This is a genomic window from Janthinobacterium sp. 1L-D-8-B-C4, from assembly GCF_057291295.1.
In genome coordinates this window covers 262,979-278,373 of the sequence record NZ_JBXAVX010000002.1, presented here as the reverse complement: position 1 = coordinate 278,373, position 15,395 = coordinate 262,979, and the positions used below count along the sequence as shown (strand labels likewise).

Sequence of the window (15,395 nt, the reverse complement as noted above, 5' to 3'; positions counted from 1 at the left end):
CGTCCTGGCCGCGACAACCTGAAAGGCGAATATGAGCAAGCTTATTGAGGCAGTGCCAGTTGTGCGTGATGCCGATGGCTGGTTTTGGCATCCCGACATGCCTGACTTCGAAGAGGGCCAAGAAGACGACGTAATCGCCTGGCTGGCGGCGCAGGGACTGGAAACCACTTACCGGTCCTTGGATAGCGAGGACGATAGCCATCCGGCCTACATTGCCTACTTCGAGCAGGACGGAGTCGACGTTTCCGGCTGGGATCCGGCACCACCGTCCGGAGAAGGCTGGTTCACGTTATCCATTCACGATTCCGACAGCGGCCCGTACTGGAACTGGGCCCGTCGCGTGCCAGCGACAACATGAGCGCCCGCACGCCGGCGCCGGCCGAATCGCCGCGCGAGCTGGCCGACCAGCACGACCTGCGCCTGCACCGCGCAAAGCAACTGGCCAGGCCGGTAGGCTACCAGGGCCTGAACTGCTTCATTGCCGGGTTCTGCTGGCACAAGGGCGATGCCGACATGACCGTGTACATCGAAGGCCTGGCCGAACCGGTCGCGCCCGCCGAATTAACCATATTGGAGCAACCACAATGATGAATAATGAGCAACAAACGACACCTGTCAACTCCCTCGCCGATTCATTCCAGACCCACGTGCAGCCGTGGATGACGGCGTGCTTCGGCGCCGAAATTTCAGCCGATGGCGCTGAGCGCAATCACCGCTTCCTGGAAGAATCGCTGGAACTGGTGCAGGCATGCGGCTGCACGGCCAGCGAGGCGTACCAGTTGGTCGACTACGTCTTCGGCAGGCCTGTCGGCGAGCGCGCGCAGGAGGTTGGCGGAGTCATGGTCACCCTTGCGGCGCTGTGCCTGGCCCAAGGCCTGGACATGCACGCCGCCGGCGAGACAGAGCTGGCCAGGATCTGGACGAAGGTCGAGGCGATCCGCGCCAAGCAGGCGGCAAAGCCGAAACATTCGCCGCTGCCGGTGGCTGTGTCGGCGGCGGCGGGGAGGAGCGCGCCATGAACATGAGCGAGCACGACATGGTAGCCAAGCTGGTCGAGACCATCGAGCGCAATGCGCGCGCGGCGGCCGCCAAGGCTGAGGCGCAGCGTCAGCCTCTGGCCTGGGTGAAGCTTGAGCGCTACGTCGAAATATCAGGTGATTCCGTCGATTCCGTGCAGGCCCGCCGCAAGGCTGGCAAATGGCTCGATGGGAATCAATGCAAAATTGTAGATGGTCGGCTGTGGATCAACTTGCCGGCAGTAGAAGAATGGGTTGCAAAATGGGAACAAGTAAGTCCGTCGCGCCAGGCGTTGAGTTACGTGCGCACGCCAAAAGCGAGTCGATAAGAATAAAGTTCATGTACCGTGGGTCAGAATGCAGGGAAACCTTGCTGCTGACCCATTCGAAGGCAAATATTAGGTATGCCGAGCGCCTGCGCGGCGAGATCCTCAACGCGATCGAAATGGGCGCCTTCTCGTACGTCAAATATTTTCCTGATTCCCCTCAACTGGCAAAGTTGGGAATTCGCACGGATCGCAATAACGTGACGGTGGGCGAATTACTTGTGGAGCAGTACGCAGTGTACGAGCGGACACTTGCCCCCAGCAGCTTAAAAAATTATCGGCGCATCTACACCTCAAAGCTAAAGCCGCAATGGGAGTCTACCCGCGTGCGCGACCTGACGCCGGCTGCAATAAGAACCTGGCTTGCCACGTTGAACTTGTCGGCCGCTTCCATCAATCAGATGCTGATCCCCTTTCGCAGTGTGCTGGACCAGGCAGTAAATGACGATCTCATTGAAAGCAGTCCGCTTGATCGAGTCAAGCTGCGGAAGGTGCTCAGTCGCGATGCGTACGAGAAAACACCCACAGCTGATCCATTCAGCGCTGAGGAGATAAAAAAAATATTGGCGGCTGCGGATGATCAGCTACGCAACATCTGGCTATTCGCCTTCTCAACTGGTATGCGCCCAAGCGAATACATAGCCTTGAAATGGGAGTCGATCGATTGGGAAAACTGCACGGTGCGAGTCGAGCGAGCACGGGTTGTCGGCGTCACGAGCGATAACACAAAGACAAAGTCCAGCAAGCGCGTGATCGATCTTCGTCGCGGCGCCTACGATGCCCTGAGAGCCCAGGAGCAATATAGTCGCCTATCCAACGGCCCCGTTTTCCTCGACCCGGCGACCGGACGAGGATGGGACACAAGCGATCGACTGAATAGAGTTTGGGTTCCGACACTGAAGAAAGCGGCCGTCAGACACAGAACGCAGTACCAAACGCGCCACACTTTCGCGTCGACATTGCTTTCAGCCGGTGAAAATTTAATGTACGTCGCCAAGCAGATGGGTCATGCTGACACGACGATGGTCACGCGAATCTATGCGCGTTGGCTTGAGCAGGATGATGGTTTGCTGCCCGACTTCTACCTGCGAATGATCGAAGGCAAGAAAAGGATGACTCGGTAGGCAGTTCGCCCTCATTTCGCCCTCAAATCATTGGATACCCTTGAAACCCGCATGAACGGTGTCTCTTGGGGCGCGAAGCAACTTATACAGAAATTCCTGCCCCTTGTCTTGAAGCTTTGCAAAGCCTGGCGTGATAGCGATCCACGGCGCTGAACTGACGTAAAGCGCACCCGGCAATCAAGCCTTGGCAGTCTTGCCACCGGCACGGCGCCGGCGCGCTTCCTTCGGGTCCGCCTGCAGCGGCCGGTAGACCTCCACCCGGTCATGCTCGCGCAGCACCGTATCGAGCGTCTTTTTCTTGCCGTAGATGCCGACCAGATTGACGGCCAGGTCGATCTCGGGATATTGCTGCAGCACCCCACTCTGTTCGAGCGCCTGCTGCAGCGTGCTGCCGGCAGGCAGGCTCAGGGCACGCAGGAAGGCGGCATCGGGCAGCGCGTAGCAGACCTGCACCGCAACGGACTCAGGCGCCGCCATAGACGGTCTCGGCGCGCTTGCAGAAGGAATCGACCATGCTGTTGGCGATCATGCCGAACACAGGCCCGATGATCTGTTCTAGCACGCGGCTGGAAAACTCGTAGCGCAGGTCCAGCTCGATCTTGCAGGCGTCAGCGCGCAGGGCCTTGAAGGTCCATATGCCATCGAGAGTCTTGAAAGGACCGTCTACCAGCTTCATCTTGATGGAACTGAACGGTATGTTCTCGTTGGACGTGGTGAAGCTTTGGCGCACGCCGTGGTACTGTATGCCCACGCTGGCAACGACGGTGTTGTCGCCGCGCTCGCGTATCTCGACCGCGCCGCACCAGGGCAGGAATTTGGGATAATCTTCCACTGCCGCCACCAGCGTGAACATTTGTTCGGCGCTGTAGCCGAGAAAAACTGATTTATGTACTACTGCCATTGAAGAACCATTTGCTATGATGTTGGATACACTTGGATTTTATCGCGCTTGCGCGAGACAGTAGTTTAACCGACCCGCGCACATTTACCATTCTCATGACCATAGCAGACAATAGAAAAGCATTCCACGACTACTTCATCGAGGATCGCTACGAAGCCGGCATCGTGCTCGAAGGCTGGGAAGTCAAGGCCATCCGCGACGCCCGCGTACAAATCAAGGAAGCCTATGTGGTTGTCCGCGGCACCGAGCTGTTCCTGTTCGGCGCGCATATCAGCGCCCTGCCGACCGCTTCCACCCATATCCATCCGGAAGCAGTCCGCACGCGCAAGCTGCTGCTGCACCGCGCGGAAATGGACAAACTGATCGGCAAGGTCGAACGTTCCGGCTTCACGCTGGTACCGCTCAATTTGCATTACAAGGGCGGCCGCGTGAAATGCGAAATCGGCCTGGCCAAGGGCAAGAAGCAGCACGACAAACGGGCAGCAGAACGCGACCGCGACGGCGCGCGCGAAGTGCAGGCGGCGATGAAGACAAATCGCCGCTGACCGGCAATCACCTTACCAACCCGACCATGCGTCGGGTTTTATTTTGCCTGCGCAATGCATCATCATGCCAAAAGCAGGCGGCGTCATCGGGATAAAAGCGGACAGGGAAACGGCAATAGCCGGCAATAACAGGGTATCGCCAGGCGTTATTCAAGAAAATACCAGAACGGCAAGAGAGATAATTATCGGGAACTGCAGGATGGGAAACGAGCGCTTGCAACATATAAAGTTCCGGATGCCTGCCGCCGCTTTGCCTATCTCACGGCATTCACTGCACAAGCATCCGAATCAACGGTGATTACACCTTCAGCAGATCACGCGATTTACCCGAATCGGTCCATTCCTTGACCCATTTCGGTTGACGGCCGCGGCCAGTCCATTGTTGCGACGCATCGTCCGGATTGCGATAACGTACTGCTACCGTACCGGTTTTTGCACGAATGCCGGTGCCAACCAGATCTTTTACCGACACGCCCACGCTTTGCGCGATGGCCAGGATTTGCTCGCGTGCTTTCGACAGATCGTCGTGTTCGCGCTTCTTCATCTGTTTCTTGATGTCGTCTTGCAGGGTGCGCAGTTCCGACAGGGATAAGCTGGACAGATCCATGATATTTCCTTTGTATGAGTTGAAAAAGAGCTGAATACGCGAATTCTATCCAATTGTAACGCGCTTGAGGAGATTTTTTTTGAAAATTTAATGTTTTTTGCAATTATTTTCAACCGGCAGCGTCTTTATCATGGCAGCTGTGGCAAAGACAAAACACCGCAGCCAGGCATTGCGTATCTTATTCTTGCAAAGAGGCCGGCATCGTCAACCATCTGCGGATCCGGCAATCGCCATGGTGCCATTAATTTTGAAGTATTTTTTGATTCATTGCAATTTATCGTCATCATAAAAGACAATTTACAAAAAATCATGTTGAAGTTACGACATTTTTCAAATAGTAACTTCACCAAGCAATCTCCGTGCATTGTATCGCCAGCGTCGGCAATGACGCACACTTTAATCGAAAAAAACAATACACGGTGCACGCTACACATCATATCAAACTGGGCAAGCAACTGCGTTGATTCAAATAAGCGCGATGATAGCGTAAAAACGCCCGCAAAGCGGGCGCCAGTTACTATTGAATAACTAGTGATCACTCATGGAAGCGCTACTCCGCCTTTCGGCTTTTGCGTTTTCACCACTTGCATGGCGGTGGCGATCAAACTGCTCATCTCGCCCAGATTGGCCGGCACGATAATCGAATTATTGGTTTTGGCCAGTTGCGCAAAGGCGCCCACATACTGCTCAGCCACTTTCAAATTGACAGCGTCCTCACCACCCGGCTCCCTGATGGCGGCGCCCACCTGGCGCAGCGCTTCGGCGTTGGCCTGCGCCAGCGCCACGATGGCTGTCGCCTGCCCTTCGGCACGGTTGATCGAGGCCTGCTTTTCGCCTTCCGAGCGGGCAATCGCCGCTTCGCGCTCGCCACTGGCGATATTGATCTGCTCCTGCTTGCGCCCTTCCGAGGCCGCGATCAGCGCACGCTTTTCACGTTCTGCCGTAATCTGTGCCTGCATCGCGTGCAGGATTTCCTTCGGTGGCGTCAGATCCTTGATTTCATAACGCAGCACCTTGACGCCCCAATTGGCCGCCGATTCATCGATGGCGTTGACGATGGCGGTATTGATATGGTCGCGTTCTTCAAAGGTTTTATCGAGTTCCATCTTGCCGATCACGGAACGCAAGGTGGTTTGCGCCAGTTGCGTAATGGCGGCGATGTAATTGGATGAACCATAGGAAGCGCGCATCGCGTCGGTAATCTGGAAATACAGAATGCCGTCGACCTGCAGTTGCGTATTGTCGCGCGTGATGCACACCTGTGGCGGCACGTCGAGCGGAATCTCCTTGAGCACATGCTTGTAGGCGATGCGATCGACAAACGGCACCACGATATTCAGGCCAGGGCCCAGCACCGCATGGAATTTCCCGAGCCGCTCCACTACCCAGGCATGCTGTTGCGGCACGACATTGACGGTCTTGAAAACAAATACCAGCGCCAGCAATAACAAGATCAGCGATACACTCCCGATGCTAATTTCCATAGTTTACTCTCCAGTGTTATCCAACAATCAAACGGCTGCCGCGAACGGCACGTATGGTGTATTGCCCTGCCTGTGTATCGCTGCCGGGAATTAATTCCACATCCCATAAAGCGCCGCGATACATCACGCGCGCCACTCCATCGACCCAATGCGCCACGGCCACGCTTTGACCGATATCGAGGTTGACATTCGGATCCTGCGATGCGTCGCGGCGCGCCGCCTTGCCAAAGCGGCTGCGGCGCAATAACAAGGTAGCCACCACGCCGACCACGGCCGCGCACAAGCCCTGCAGCGGCCCATTTGCGCCCGCCAGTGCGGCCAGCGCGCCTGCGCTCATGCCGATGGCGATCATCAGCAAATAAAAGGTTCCGCTGAATAATTCCAGGATCAATACCACCCCACCCGCGATAAACCAGCCTGTCCAATCAGCCATGATGCATTCCTTTAGATTCGCCGCTGCAAAAAATAAAACCCCCGTGACCGATATAGGCGACGGGGGTTTTACAAAGAAAAAATTGCCAGACTTTTATTCTTGCCATACACCTATGACAAACAGTCTAAAGCAATTTGCGCTTGCGTCAATAGTTGGACATCATTCATTTCGCTCGAACGCCTTACAGAACCGTAGCGAGCGGCAGTGATTTGTGGCCGAGACGCGCAACTGTGCGAATGCACAGTGAGCATCGCAGGCCGCAAAGCGCGACGCGCAGTAGGTTATGTATGGCGTTATTACTCTTCCAGCAGGCTGCGCAACATCCACGCGGTTTTTTCATGCAGGTCCAGGCGCTGCGTGATCAGATCGGCAGTCGGCTGGTCATTGGCTTTTTCCAGCAGCGGGAACAGGGCGCGTGCCGTACGGGCCGTCGCTTCCTGGGCCGACACCAGATGGCGCACCATTTCCAGCGCCGGCGGCACGCCTTCGATTTCCTTGATCGAGGCCAGCTCGACGAACTGCTTGTAGGTACCTGGCGCAGGATAGCCCAGCGCCCGGATGCGCTCGGCGATCAGGTCCAGCGCGCCCCACTGTTCGGTGTACTGCGTCATGAACATCAGATGCAGCGTATTGAACATCGGACCCTTGACGTTCCAATGGAAGTTATGCGTCATCAGGTACAGGGTGTAGCTGTCGGCCAGCAGGCCCGACAAGCCTGCCGCGATCTTCGCGCGGTCCGATTCGGAAATGCCGATATCGATTTTTGCCGAGCCAGTTTTCGGATTTACAGTTGGTTTCTTGCTTGCCATATCAACTCCTGTCGTGTGTAAGTGGAACCATTTTAGCCGATCTCGCGCCAGCTCATCACCGTATGCCGTGCGGCTGAAAAAAAACCCGCAGCCATCACTGGCAGCGGGTTTTTCATTGCGGGCGAGAAGCAGCTTACGCTTTCAGCGCCGCCAGTTTTTGCCAGGTATCGATCACCGAATCGGGGTTCAGCGACATCGATTCGATGCCCTGCTCCATCAGCCAGACGGCGAAGTCAGGATGGTCCGACGGACCCTGGCCGCAAATGCCGATGTACTTGCCGCGCGCCAGGCAAGCCTTGATGGCCAGCGACAGCAGGGCTTTCACGGCAGGATCGCGCTCGTCGAAGTCGGCGGCCAGCAATTCCATGCCGGAATCGCGGTCCAGGCCCAGGGTCAGCTGGGTCAGGTCGTTCGAACCGATCGAGAAGCCGTCGAAATGGTCGAGGAACTGGTCGGCCAGAATGGCGTTTGACGGCACTTCGCACATCATGATGACGCGCAGCTCGTTTTCACCGCGCTTCAGGCCATTTTTCGCCAGCAGGTCGATCACTTTCTCGGCCTGGCCCAGGGTGCGCACGAACGGCACCATGATTTCCACGTTGGTCAGGCCCATGTCATTGCGCACGCGCTTCATCGCTTCGCATTCCATGTTGAACGCTTCCGAGAAGTCGGCCGACAGGTAGCGCGCCGCGCCGCGGAAACCGAGCATCGGATTTTCTTCGTCCGGCTCGTAGCGCGAACCGCCGATCAGCTTCTTGTACTCGTTCGACTTGAAGTCGGACAGGCGCACGATGACTTTTTTCGGCCAGAACGCGGCGGCAATCGTCGCGATGCCTTCGGCCAGCTTGTCGATGTAAAACGCTTTCGGCGAAGCATGGCCACGCGCCACCGATTCAACCGCCTTTTTCAGGTCGGCATCGATGTTCGGGTATTCCAGGATTGCGCGCGGGTGCACACCAATATTGTTATTGATGATGAATTCCAGGCGCGCCAGGCCCACGCCGGCGTTCGGCACCGACTGGAAGTCGAAGGCCAGCTGCGGATTGCCGACGTTGAGCATGATCTTGGTGTCGAGTTTCGGCAGTTCGCCGCGCGACACTTCCGACACTTCGGTTTCCAGCAGGCCGTCGTAGATCTTTCCTTCGTCGCCTTCCGAACACACCACCGTCACAAACGTGCCGTCCTTCAGCACGTCGGTGGCGTCGCCGCAACCGACCACCGCCGGCACGCCCAGCTCACGCGCGATGATCGCCGCGTGGCAGGTACGACCGCCTCGGTTGGTGACGATGGCAGCAGCGCGCTTCATGACCGGTTCCCAGTTCGGGTCGGTCATGTCGGCCACCAGCACGTCGCCTGGCTGCACGCGCTCCATGTCGGCCGGGTCGTGAATCACGCGCACCGGACCTGCGCCGATCTTCTGGCCAATCGCGCGGCCCGAAGTCAATACGGTGCCGGTGCTTTTCAGCTTGAAGCGTTCCTGCACATCGCTCGCTTTCTGCTGCGATTTGACGGTCTCGGGACGCGCCTGCAGGATGTACAGCTTGCCGTCGCGGCCATCCTTGCCCCACTCGATGTCCATCGGACGGCCATAATGGTTTTCGATGATGACGGCGTATTTCGCCAGTTCCACCACTTCACTGTCATTGAGCGAATAGCGGTTGCGCATTTCCACCGGCACGTCGACGGTTTTCACGGAACGGCCAGCTTTCGCTTCGTTGGTGAACTCCATCTTCAGCAGCTTGGAGCCGATATTGCGGCGGATCACCGGCGACTTGCCTTTTTCCAGCATCGGCTTGTGCACATAGAATTCGTCCGGGTTGACGGCGCCCTGCACCACGGTCTCGCCCAGGCCATAGCTGGAGGTGACGAAGACCACGTCCTTGAAGCCCGATTCGGTGTCGATGGTAAACATCACGCCGGCCGCGCCCAGGTCCGAGCGCACCATGCGCTGCACGCCGGCCGACAAGGCCACTTCGGCGTGCGTAAAGCCCTTGTGCACGCGGTAGGAGATGGCGCGGTCGTTGTACAGCGACGCGAACACCTGCTTCATGGCATCTAACACATTGTCGATGCCGACGACGTTCAAAAAGGTTTCCTGCTGGCCCGCAAACGAGGCGTCCGGCAAGTCTTCCGCAGTGGCGGACGAGCGCACGGCAAACGACATTTCGGTATCGGAATCGGCCACCAGCCTGGCGTAGAAAGCGTCGATTTCGGCGGCCAGGCGGGGCTGAAACGGGGTTTCGACGATCCACTGGCGAATTTCGGCGCCGGCTTGCGCCAGGGAACGCACGTCGTCGATGTCCAGCCCTTCCAGGCGGTCGGCGATGCGCTGCGCCAGCGGCAGGCCGCCGTTGGCGCTATACGACAGGAAGTCGCGGAACGCTTGCGCGGTGGTGGCGAAACCGCCAGGCACGCGTACACCGGCTTCGGCCAGCTGGCTGATCATCTCGCCGAGCGAGGCGTTCTTGCCGCCGACCGATTCGACATCGGTCATGCGCAAATGTTCGAACGAGGCGACGTACACCGCGTCCTGGTCTTTCTCCTGCTCCTGCAATGCTGCGTTGGTCATAATGACACCCTTACTGATTAGAAATCTTTAGGCGCGGCGCACAGACAGTGTTCTTGTTATTCTTGGCGTCGTGCAGCACAATCAATACCATTCCAGCCATTTTACATTGTGCGGCGCAAATTGACGACGCACAATCTTGACCGAAGACCATGACAACCGAACCACGCCCCCCCCTGCCCTCCGCAGCGCGCACTGTTTTCTTTGTGTCCGACGGCACCGGCATCACCGCCGAGACCTTCGGCCATTCCGTGCTGTCGCAGTTCGAACTGCGCTTTCGTCAGGTGCGCCTGCCCTTCATCGATACCATGGAAAAAGCGTATGACGCGGCGCGCAAGATCAACGAAGCCTTTGCGTCTGATGGCCAGCGGCCGATCATCTTTTCAACCCTGGTGAAGACCGACCTGTCGGCCGTGATCCGCAAGTCCAGCGGCATGCACATGGACCTGATCCAGACGTTCGTGGCTCCGCTGGAGCAGGAACTGGGCGTGATGTCGACCCATACCATCGGCCGCTCGCACAATATCGTCGACAGCGAGGAGTATAAAAACCGCATCGAGGCGATCAATTATTCGCTGGCGCACGACGATGGCCAGTCGCACAAGAACCTGTCCTCGGCCGACGTTATCCTGGTGGGCGTATCGCGTTCGGGCAAGACCCCGACCAGCCTGTATCTGGCCATGCAATACGGCATCAAGGCGGCCAACTACCCTTTGATCCCCGACGATTTCGAGCGCGACAAGTTGCCTTCGGCTTTATATGAATTCAAGAATAAAATTTTTGGATTAAGCATTACGCCCGAACGTTTGTCGGAAATACGCAACGAAAGAAGGGCTGGCAGCAAGTATGCGGCAATTGAAAACTGCCGCTACGAAGTCAACGAGGCGGAAAAAATGATGAAACGCGAGGGCATACGCTGGCTGTCGTCGACCACCAAGTCGATCGAGGAGATCTCGACGACTATCTTGCAAGAGATCAAGCCGAACCGCCGCGAGTATTGATCGCTTCCGCAGCCAGTGCTGCCAGCGCCGCCACCAGCCGGTCCAGTTCAACGGTGGTGGTGGTGACGGCCACGGTGGCGCGCACAACGTCCATGTCGCCGATATTGCGCTGCACTGTAAATACGCCAAAGCGGTTCAACAAGGCCTGTTGCAGCGCGCCTGCCTCCATGCCATCGACGGCAAACGCCACCAGCGCCGTGCCGCGCGCGGCGTCCAAAGGAGACAGCAGGCGCACGCCAGGCAGTTGCGCGGCGCGGCTGACCCAGTAGTTCCTCAGCCAGGCCAGGCGTTCGGTCTTGGCCGGCGTGCCGCCCAGGCTTTCATGAAAATCCAGTGCGGCGGGCGCGGCCAGAATGGCGCCGATCGGCGGCATGCCCATGTGCAGGCGGCCGCGGATATCGTCCAGCGGATAATCGTCGTCGCCGAAATGCGGCTCGATCTTGTGCAGCTGCGCGGCGCGGATATACACCACACCGAGCCCGCTTGGCGCACCGATCCATTTATGCAGGTTGAAGCCGGCAAAGTCGACCTTCATCGCCTGCACATCCACCGCGACCTGGCCCAGTGCGTGGGCGCTGTCGAGCAGCACGTCGATGCCCTGTTCGCGCGCCAGCGCCATGATTTCCTTGATCGGAAGCAGCTGGCCATTGGCCGGCGTCACCTGCGACAGCAGCAGCATTTTCGGCCTGGTGGCCTCGCGCATGGCTTGCGCGTAGCGGGCAATGATTTCATCGTCGCTGACGGGCAGGCCCAATGTCACTTGCGTGCTGGTCACGCCACGGCGCTGCGCCAGCCAGCGCATGGCCGTGCGCATGGCCGGATAGTCGAGATTGCTCCACAGCACGGTATCACCGGGCGCCAGGCCGTGGTATTGGGTAATCAGCACCTGCATCGATTCGGTGCCGCTGCGCGTCAGCAGGATCTCCTGCGGCTGGGCGTTGATCAGCACCGCGACGCGCGCGCGCAGGATGTCGACATGCTGCTGCGTGAATTCGCCGCGCACGAAGGGGCTGAGCTGCTCGTTGGTGTAGCGCACGGCCTGCTCGAAGGCGGCCTGCACGGGTGCGGCCATGGCGCCGAAATAGCCGTGTTCGAGATTGACGATCTCGCCGGGCGGCGCCGCATATAACGCGGCCACCTGGCGCCACCACGCGTCGTCACGCACCGCACCGACAGCCAGCAAAGGGAAAGACATGGCGACCCTGTTCAGGATTGGTTTTGACGTACCTGCTCGAAGAAGCAGACGGCGGCGCAGGCGGCCACGTTCAGCGACTCGATCTGGCCCAGGTGCGGTATCACCACCTGGTGCGTGGCCATAGCCAGCAGGTCGTCTGCCACGCCCTGCCCTTCATGGCCGAACAGCCAGGCCACCGGCGCGCGCAGGTCGACGTCGTAAAGCTGCTTGGTGGCATAACCGCTGGTGGCCAGCGTGGTGACCTTGGCGTTCGATGCCAGCGCGGCCAGGTCGACGTTTTCAAAGATATCGAGCACGAAGTGCGCGCCCATCGCCGCGCGCAGCACCTTTGGCGACCAGCAAAAAGCCGTGCCGGCGCTGCAATACACTTGCGTGATACCGGCCGCGGCCGCGCTGCGCAGGATGGAGCCGACATTGCCCGGGTCCTGCAGGTTGTCCAGCAGCACCGCCGACACCGTCACCGGCGCCGTGACCAGGCGCTCGGGCGTCTCGATCAGGAACATCACGCCAACGCCGTGTTCGACCTGGCTGACCGCGTTGTAGAGCGCATCGGGCAAGCCCAGCACGTGGGCGCGCTGGCTTTCCAGCTGGCCGACGATCTCCATCACTTCTGGGTTGCGCAAGGCGCTTTCGCTGACGATGCATTGTTCGGGCAGGCCGCGCAGCTGCAGATACGACTGGCACAGATGCACGCCGTCGAGCAAGGTGCGGCCCGACTTGCGGCGCGCCTGCGAGCTGCCCGCCAGTTTCAGCAAATCCTTGTACTGCGCGTTGTCGCGCGAGGTGATGGTCTTCATGCCGCGATCTCCTGCGCGCCGAACAGCGCGATCACATTGCGCACCGGCGCAAACGAGCGGCGGTGCACCGGCGAGGCGCCGTGCAGGTGCAAGCGTTCGAGGTGCAATTTCGTGCCATAGCCCTTGTGCTGGTCGAAGCAGTATTCCGGATAGCGCGCATGCAACTGCACCAGCGCCGCGTCACGCGCCGTCTTGGCCAGGATCGAGGCGGCCGAGATCGAATCGACCTTGTCGTCGCCACCGATGATGGCCATGCCGCGTATCGGCATCACCGGGCAGCGGTTGCCGTCGATCAGGGCCAGGGTCGGGATAGTGGCCAGCGCTTCGACGGCGCGGCGCATGGCCAGCATCGATGCCTGCAAGATGTTCAGGCGGTCGATCTCTTCTTCCGACGCTTCGGCAATTGCCCAGGCCAGCGCCCTGGCGCGTATCTGTGGCGCCAGCAGATCGCGCTTTGCTTCGGACAGTTTTTTCGAGTCGCGCAAGCCGTCGATGGGCTGGTTCGGGTCGAGAATCACGGCGGCCGCAAACACCGGGCCTGCCAGCGGACCTCGCCCTGCCTCGTCGACGCCGCAGATGATTTCATCGATCGAGAATGGCAAGTCGTCAAACAGGCCGGGATAGATATTTTTCACGTTGAATCTTTTTCAGTTACTTTTTGTTGGCGGCGATGACCTGCATCACCGCGTTGGCGCTCTCGCTGGCACTGTCGCGCAGCAGGCTGTGGTGCATGTCGGTAAAGCGCTGCACCAGGCGCAGGCGGCCGGGAATATCGCTCAACTGCTGCCACACGGCCTCGGCCAGCGCTTCCGGACTGGCCGCATTTTGCAGCAGTTCCGGCACCAGGTAGTCGCGCGCCAGGATATTGGGCAGGCCGATCCACGGCTGGTAGCCCATGTGGCGCATGATTTCCCACGAAGCGCGCATCATCTTGTAGGCGATCACCATCGGTTTTTTATACAGCGCCACTTCCAGCGAAGCCGTGCCCGAGGCCACCAGCACCGCATCGGCGGCGCAGATGGCCGTGTGCGAGCCGCCGTCCGTCAGCACGATTTCGACGTCCTGCAGGCCCGCCTCTTGCACCAGTTGCAGGAAATACTGGCGCTGCTTTTCACCAGCCATCGGCGCAACAAAGCGCAGCGAACGGTCGCGCGCCAGCAGCAGCTTGCAGGCCGCCACGAAGGCCACCGTATTGTATTTGAGTTCGCCCATGCGGCTGCCCGGCATCAGCGTCACCACGTTGGCGTCTTCCGGCAAACCAAGCGTGCGGCGCGCGGCCGCTTCGTCCGGCTGCAAGGGGATCATTTCGGCCAGCGGATGGCCGACATAGGTCACCGGCACGCCGGCCTTGCGGTAGATCTCCTGCTCGAACGGGAAGATCACCAGCATGTGCGAGACGGCCTTGATGATCTTCTTGATGCGCCCGCCGCGCCAGGCCCAGATCTGCGGCCCGATGTAATGCACGGTGGGGATACCGGCCGCTTTCAGCTGCTGCTCCAGCCCCAGGTTGAAGCCCGGGTAGTCGGCGCCGATAAAGACCGCCGGGCGTTCCGCCAGCAACTGGTCGCGCAATGCGTTCTGGACGCCCTTGATCTCGCGGTAGCGGGGAATGATCTCGAACAGGCCGCGCACGGTGAGCTTGTCGAGCGGCCAGTCGGAAACGAAACCCTGGCTGGCCATATGCTCGCCGCCGATGCCGTGAAAGTGGGCGCCGGGCAGCTGCGGCGCGAGGCCGGACAGCAGCCGGCTGGCCAGCAGGTCGCCCGACACCTCGCCGGCGACCATGGCGACGGAGAGCTTATCGGACGATGCCACGCGAGGCCACGCCAAGGAATTCGCGCATGGCGCGGACATGCTCTGCCACTTCAGGGGTGGAGGCCTGCTCTTCTTCGAACAGGGCAGCTTTGGCTTCTTCCAGTGTCAGGCCGGCGCGGTAGATCAGCTTGTAGGCGGTGCGGATGCCGTTGATCTGCTCGCGCGTGAAACCACGGCGCTTCAGCCCTTCGATATTGACGCCATGGGCTGCCGCCGGATTGCCGTTCAACAGCACGAACGGCGGCACATCCTGGGTCAGGCTGGTGCTCATGCCGACAAAGGCGTGCGCGCCAATCTTGCAGAACTGGTGGACGTTGGCAAAACCGCTCATGATGACCCAGTCGCCGATTTCCACATGGCCGGCCAGTTGGGCATTGTTCGAGAAAATCGTATTGCTGCCCACCTGGCAGTCGTGCGCCAGGTGCACATAGGCCGAAATCCAGTTGTCATTGCCCAGGCGCGTCACGCCGCCGCCCTGCACCGTGCCGGTGTTGAAGGTGCAGAACTCGCGAATGGTGTTGCGGTCGCCGATCTCCAGGCGGGTCGGCTCGCCGGCCCATTTCTTGTCTTGCGGCTGGGCGCCGATCGACGAGAACTGGAACAGCTGGTTGTCGCTGCCGATGGTGGTATGGCCTTCGATCACGACATGCGGGCCAACCTTGGTGCCAGCGCCGATACGCACATGCGGGCCGATAATGGTATACGGACCCACCTCGACCGAGCTATCGAGCTCGGCCTTCGGGTCGATCACCGCGGTGGAGTGGATCGCCGCCATC

General features: G+C 59.5%; 21 protein-coding genes. 7 read left to right on the top strand and 14 right to left on the bottom strand.

What is annotated here, in order from left to right; translation table 11 throughout:
* Positions 1-31: 31 nt before the first annotated feature.
* The 5 genes from AC0Z42_RS04340 to AC0Z42_RS04320 are packed head-to-tail and all read left to right on the top strand — an operon-like array spanning position 32 to position 2,466.
* Positions 32-358 (top strand): hypothetical protein, encoded by a 327-nt coding sequence (locus AC0Z42_RS04340; protein ID WP_485467013.1) that lies wholly within the window; start codon positions 32-34, stop codon positions 356-358.
* Entirely contained in the window at positions 355-588 is a 234-nt protein-coding gene (locus tag AC0Z42_RS04335; protein ID WP_485467012.1) for a hypothetical protein, read from the top strand. The genes AC0Z42_RS04340 and AC0Z42_RS04335 overlap by 4 nt, the downstream gene beginning before the upstream one ends.
* Entirely contained in the window at positions 585-1,019 is a 435-nt protein-coding gene (locus AC0Z42_RS04330; RefSeq protein ID WP_485467011.1) for a hypothetical protein, read from the top strand. Before AC0Z42_RS04335 ends, AC0Z42_RS04330 begins: the two co-directional genes overlap by 4 nt.
* Entirely contained in the window at positions 1,016-1,345 is a 330-nt protein-coding gene (locus AC0Z42_RS04325; RefSeq protein WP_485467010.1) for a hypothetical protein, read from the top strand. Before AC0Z42_RS04330 ends, AC0Z42_RS04325 begins: the two co-directional genes overlap by 4 nt.
* A complete protein-coding gene (locus tag AC0Z42_RS04320) occupies positions 1,267-2,466 on the top strand; it encodes a tyrosine-type recombinase/integrase (RefSeq protein ID WP_485467009.1) in 1,200 nt (399 codons plus the stop codon). The genes AC0Z42_RS04325 and AC0Z42_RS04320 overlap by 79 nt, the downstream gene beginning before the upstream one ends.
* A gap of 177 nt (positions 2,467-2,643) precedes the next feature.
* Here the strand turns inward: AC0Z42_RS04320 and AC0Z42_RS04315 are convergent, their stop codons facing one another.
* Both AC0Z42_RS04315 and AC0Z42_RS04310 read right to left on the bottom strand, forming a co-directional pair.
* Positions 2,644-2,943: an RnfH family protein gene (locus tag AC0Z42_RS04315; protein WP_485467008.1), complete on the bottom strand. Its 300-nt coding sequence runs from the start codon at positions 2,941-2,943 to the stop codon at positions 2,644-2,646.
* Positions 2,930-3,367 (bottom strand): type II toxin-antitoxin system RatA family toxin, encoded by a 438-nt coding sequence (locus AC0Z42_RS04310; protein ID WP_485467007.1) that lies wholly within the window; start codon positions 3,365-3,367, stop codon positions 2,930-2,932. The genes AC0Z42_RS04315 and AC0Z42_RS04310 overlap by 14 nt, the downstream gene beginning before the upstream one ends.
* A gap of 95 nt (positions 3,368-3,462) precedes the next feature.
* Between AC0Z42_RS04310 and smpB the strand changes: the two genes are divergently transcribed.
* Positions 3,463-3,912 (top strand): SsrA-binding protein SmpB, encoded by a 450-nt coding sequence (smpB, locus tag AC0Z42_RS04305; protein WP_308920520.1) that lies wholly within the window; start codon positions 3,463-3,465, stop codon positions 3,910-3,912.
* A 7-nt stretch (positions 3,913-3,919) separates the two neighbouring features.
* Here smpB and AC0Z42_RS04300 read toward each other — a convergent pair whose 3' ends face one another.
* From AC0Z42_RS04300 to ppsA, 7 genes are all read right to left on the bottom strand, one after another.
* Positions 3,920-4,135, bottom strand: coding sequence for a hypothetical protein (locus AC0Z42_RS04300; RefSeq protein ID WP_485467006.1), 216 nt, complete (start codon positions 4,133-4,135; stop codon positions 3,920-3,922).
* Between the two features lie 75 nt (positions 4,136-4,210).
* Positions 4,211-4,519: an H-NS histone family protein gene (locus AC0Z42_RS04295; protein ID WP_065305939.1), complete on the bottom strand. Its 309-nt coding sequence runs from the start codon at positions 4,517-4,519 to the stop codon at positions 4,211-4,213.
* A 128-nt stretch (positions 4,520-4,647) separates the two neighbouring features.
* Positions 4,648-5,058: a hypothetical protein gene (locus AC0Z42_RS04290; protein ID WP_485467005.1), complete on the bottom strand. Its 411-nt coding sequence runs from the start codon at positions 5,056-5,058 to the stop codon at positions 4,648-4,650.
* Positions 5,059-6,003: an SPFH domain-containing protein gene (locus AC0Z42_RS04285; RefSeq protein ID WP_308920518.1), complete on the bottom strand. Its 945-nt coding sequence runs from the start codon at positions 6,001-6,003 to the stop codon at positions 5,059-5,061. It abuts the gene before it with no gap.
* Between the two features lie 16 nt (positions 6,004-6,019).
* Positions 6,020-6,436, bottom strand: coding sequence for an NfeD family protein (locus tag AC0Z42_RS04280; protein WP_485467004.1), 417 nt, complete (start codon positions 6,434-6,436; stop codon positions 6,020-6,022).
* A gap of 296 nt (positions 6,437-6,732) precedes the next feature.
* A complete protein-coding gene (locus AC0Z42_RS04275; protein ID WP_426078849.1) occupies positions 6,733-7,245 on the bottom strand; it encodes a Dps family protein in 513 nt (170 codons plus the stop codon).
* 133 nt (positions 7,246-7,378) lie between these two features.
* Positions 7,379-9,814, bottom strand: coding sequence for a phosphoenolpyruvate synthase (gene ppsA / locus AC0Z42_RS04270; protein ID WP_485467003.1), 2,436 nt, complete (start codon positions 9,812-9,814; stop codon positions 7,379-7,381).
* A gap of 149 nt (positions 9,815-9,963) precedes the next feature.
* Here ppsA and ppsR point away from each other — a divergent pair, with 149 nt between their 5' ends.
* Entirely contained in the window at positions 9,964-10,812 is an 849-nt protein-coding gene (gene ppsR / locus AC0Z42_RS04265; RefSeq protein WP_485467002.1) for a posphoenolpyruvate synthetase regulatory kinase/phosphorylase PpsR, read from the top strand.
* Here the strand turns inward: ppsR and AC0Z42_RS04260 are convergent.
* Genes AC0Z42_RS04260 through lpxA form a run of 5 tightly spaced genes read right to left on the bottom strand, consistent with a single transcriptional unit; the run spans position 10,787 to position 15,394 of the window.
* The gene (locus AC0Z42_RS04260) at positions 10,787-12,007 is read right to left on the bottom strand and encodes an aminotransferase class V-fold PLP-dependent enzyme (protein WP_485467001.1); all 1,221 of its coding nucleotides are present in this window, start codon (positions 12,005-12,007) and stop codon (positions 10,787-10,789) included. The genes ppsR and AC0Z42_RS04260 overlap by 26 nt on opposite strands.
* An 11-nt stretch (positions 12,008-12,018) precedes the next feature.
* A complete protein-coding gene (locus AC0Z42_RS04255; protein ID WP_485467000.1) occupies positions 12,019-12,804 on the bottom strand; it encodes a TrmH family RNA methyltransferase in 786 nt (261 codons plus the stop codon).
* Positions 12,801-13,439 (bottom strand): ribonuclease HII, encoded by a 639-nt coding sequence (gene rnhB / locus AC0Z42_RS04250; RefSeq protein ID WP_485466999.1) that lies wholly within the window; start codon positions 13,437-13,439, stop codon positions 12,801-12,803. Before rnhB ends, AC0Z42_RS04255 begins: the two co-directional genes overlap by 4 nt.
* Before the next feature lie 16 nt (positions 13,440-13,455).
* Positions 13,456-14,589 (bottom strand): lipid-A-disaccharide synthase, encoded by a 1,134-nt coding sequence (gene lpxB, locus AC0Z42_RS04245; RefSeq protein WP_485467311.1) that lies wholly within the window; start codon positions 14,587-14,589, stop codon positions 13,456-13,458.
* A gap of 13 nt (positions 14,590-14,602) precedes the next feature.
* Positions 14,603-15,394: an acyl-ACP--UDP-N-acetylglucosamine O-acyltransferase gene (gene lpxA, locus AC0Z42_RS04240; protein WP_485466998.1), complete on the bottom strand. Its 792-nt coding sequence runs from the start codon at positions 15,392-15,394 to the stop codon at positions 14,603-14,605.
* Position 15,395: the final 1 nt, after the last annotated feature.

Bases quoted from the DNA above. Each gene is read 5' to 3' on its own strand.
- AC0Z42_RS04300 (WP_485467006.1), bottom strand. From the start codon at position 4,135: ATGTTGCAAGCGCTCGTTTCCCATCCTGCAGTTCCCGATAATTATCTC.
- ppsA (WP_485467003.1), bottom strand. From the start codon at position 9,814: ATGACCAACGCAGCATTGCAGGAGCAGGAGAAAGACCAGGACGCGGTG.
- AC0Z42_RS04315 (WP_485467008.1), bottom strand. From the start codon at position 2,943: ATGGCGGCGCCTGAGTCCGTTGCGGTGCAGGTCTGCTACGCGCTGCCC.
- AC0Z42_RS04325 (WP_485467010.1), top strand. From the start codon at position 1,016: ATGAACATGAGCGAGCACGACATGGTAGCCAAGCTGGTCGAGACCATC.
- AC0Z42_RS04340 (WP_485467013.1), top strand. From the start codon at position 32: ATGAGCAAGCTTATTGAGGCAGTGCCAGTTGTGCGTGATGCCGATGGC.
- AC0Z42_RS04280 (WP_485467004.1), bottom strand. From the start codon at position 6,436: ATGGCTGATTGGACAGGCTGGTTTATCGCGGGTGGGGTGGTATTGATC.
- AC0Z42_RS04285 (WP_308920518.1), bottom strand. From the start codon at position 6,003: ATGGAAATTAGCATCGGGAGTGTATCGCTGATCTTGTTATTGCTGGCG.
- AC0Z42_RS04320 (WP_485467009.1), top strand. From the start codon at position 1,267: ATGGGTTGCAAAATGGGAACAAGTAAGTCCGTCGCGCCAGGCGTTGAG.
- AC0Z42_RS04310 (WP_485467007.1), bottom strand. From the start codon at position 3,367: ATGGCAGTAGTACATAAATCAGTTTTTCTCGGCTACAGCGCCGAACAA.
- lpxB (WP_485467311.1), bottom strand. From the start codon at position 14,589: ATGGTCGCCGGCGAGGTGTCGGGCGACCTGCTGGCCAGCCGGCTGCTG.
- AC0Z42_RS04335 (WP_485467012.1), top strand. From the start codon at position 355: ATGAGCGCCCGCACGCCGGCGCCGGCCGAATCGCCGCGCGAGCTGGCC.
- AC0Z42_RS04255 (WP_485467000.1), bottom strand. From the start codon at position 12,804: ATGAAGACCATCACCTCGCGCGACAACGCGCAGTACAAGGATTTGCTG.
- ppsR (WP_485467002.1), top strand. From the start codon at position 9,964: ATGACAACCGAACCACGCCCCCCCCTGCCCTCCGCAGCGCGCACTGTT.
- AC0Z42_RS04330 (WP_485467011.1), top strand. From the start codon at position 585: ATGATGAATAATGAGCAACAAACGACACCTGTCAACTCCCTCGCCGAT.
- smpB (WP_308920520.1), top strand. From the start codon at position 3,463: ATGACCATAGCAGACAATAGAAAAGCATTCCACGACTACTTCATCGAG.
- AC0Z42_RS04295 (WP_065305939.1), bottom strand. From the start codon at position 4,519: ATGGATCTGTCCAGCTTATCCCTGTCGGAACTGCGCACCCTGCAAGAC.
- AC0Z42_RS04260 (WP_485467001.1), bottom strand. From the start codon at position 12,007: ATGTCTTTCCCTTTGCTGGCTGTCGGTGCGGTGCGTGACGACGCGTGG.
- lpxA (WP_485466998.1), bottom strand. From the start codon at position 15,394: ATGGCGGCGATCCACTCCACCGCGGTGATCGACCCGAAGGCCGAGCTC.
- AC0Z42_RS04275 (WP_426078849.1), bottom strand. From the start codon at position 7,245: ATGGCAAGCAAGAAACCAACTGTAAATCCGAAAACTGGCTCGGCAAAA.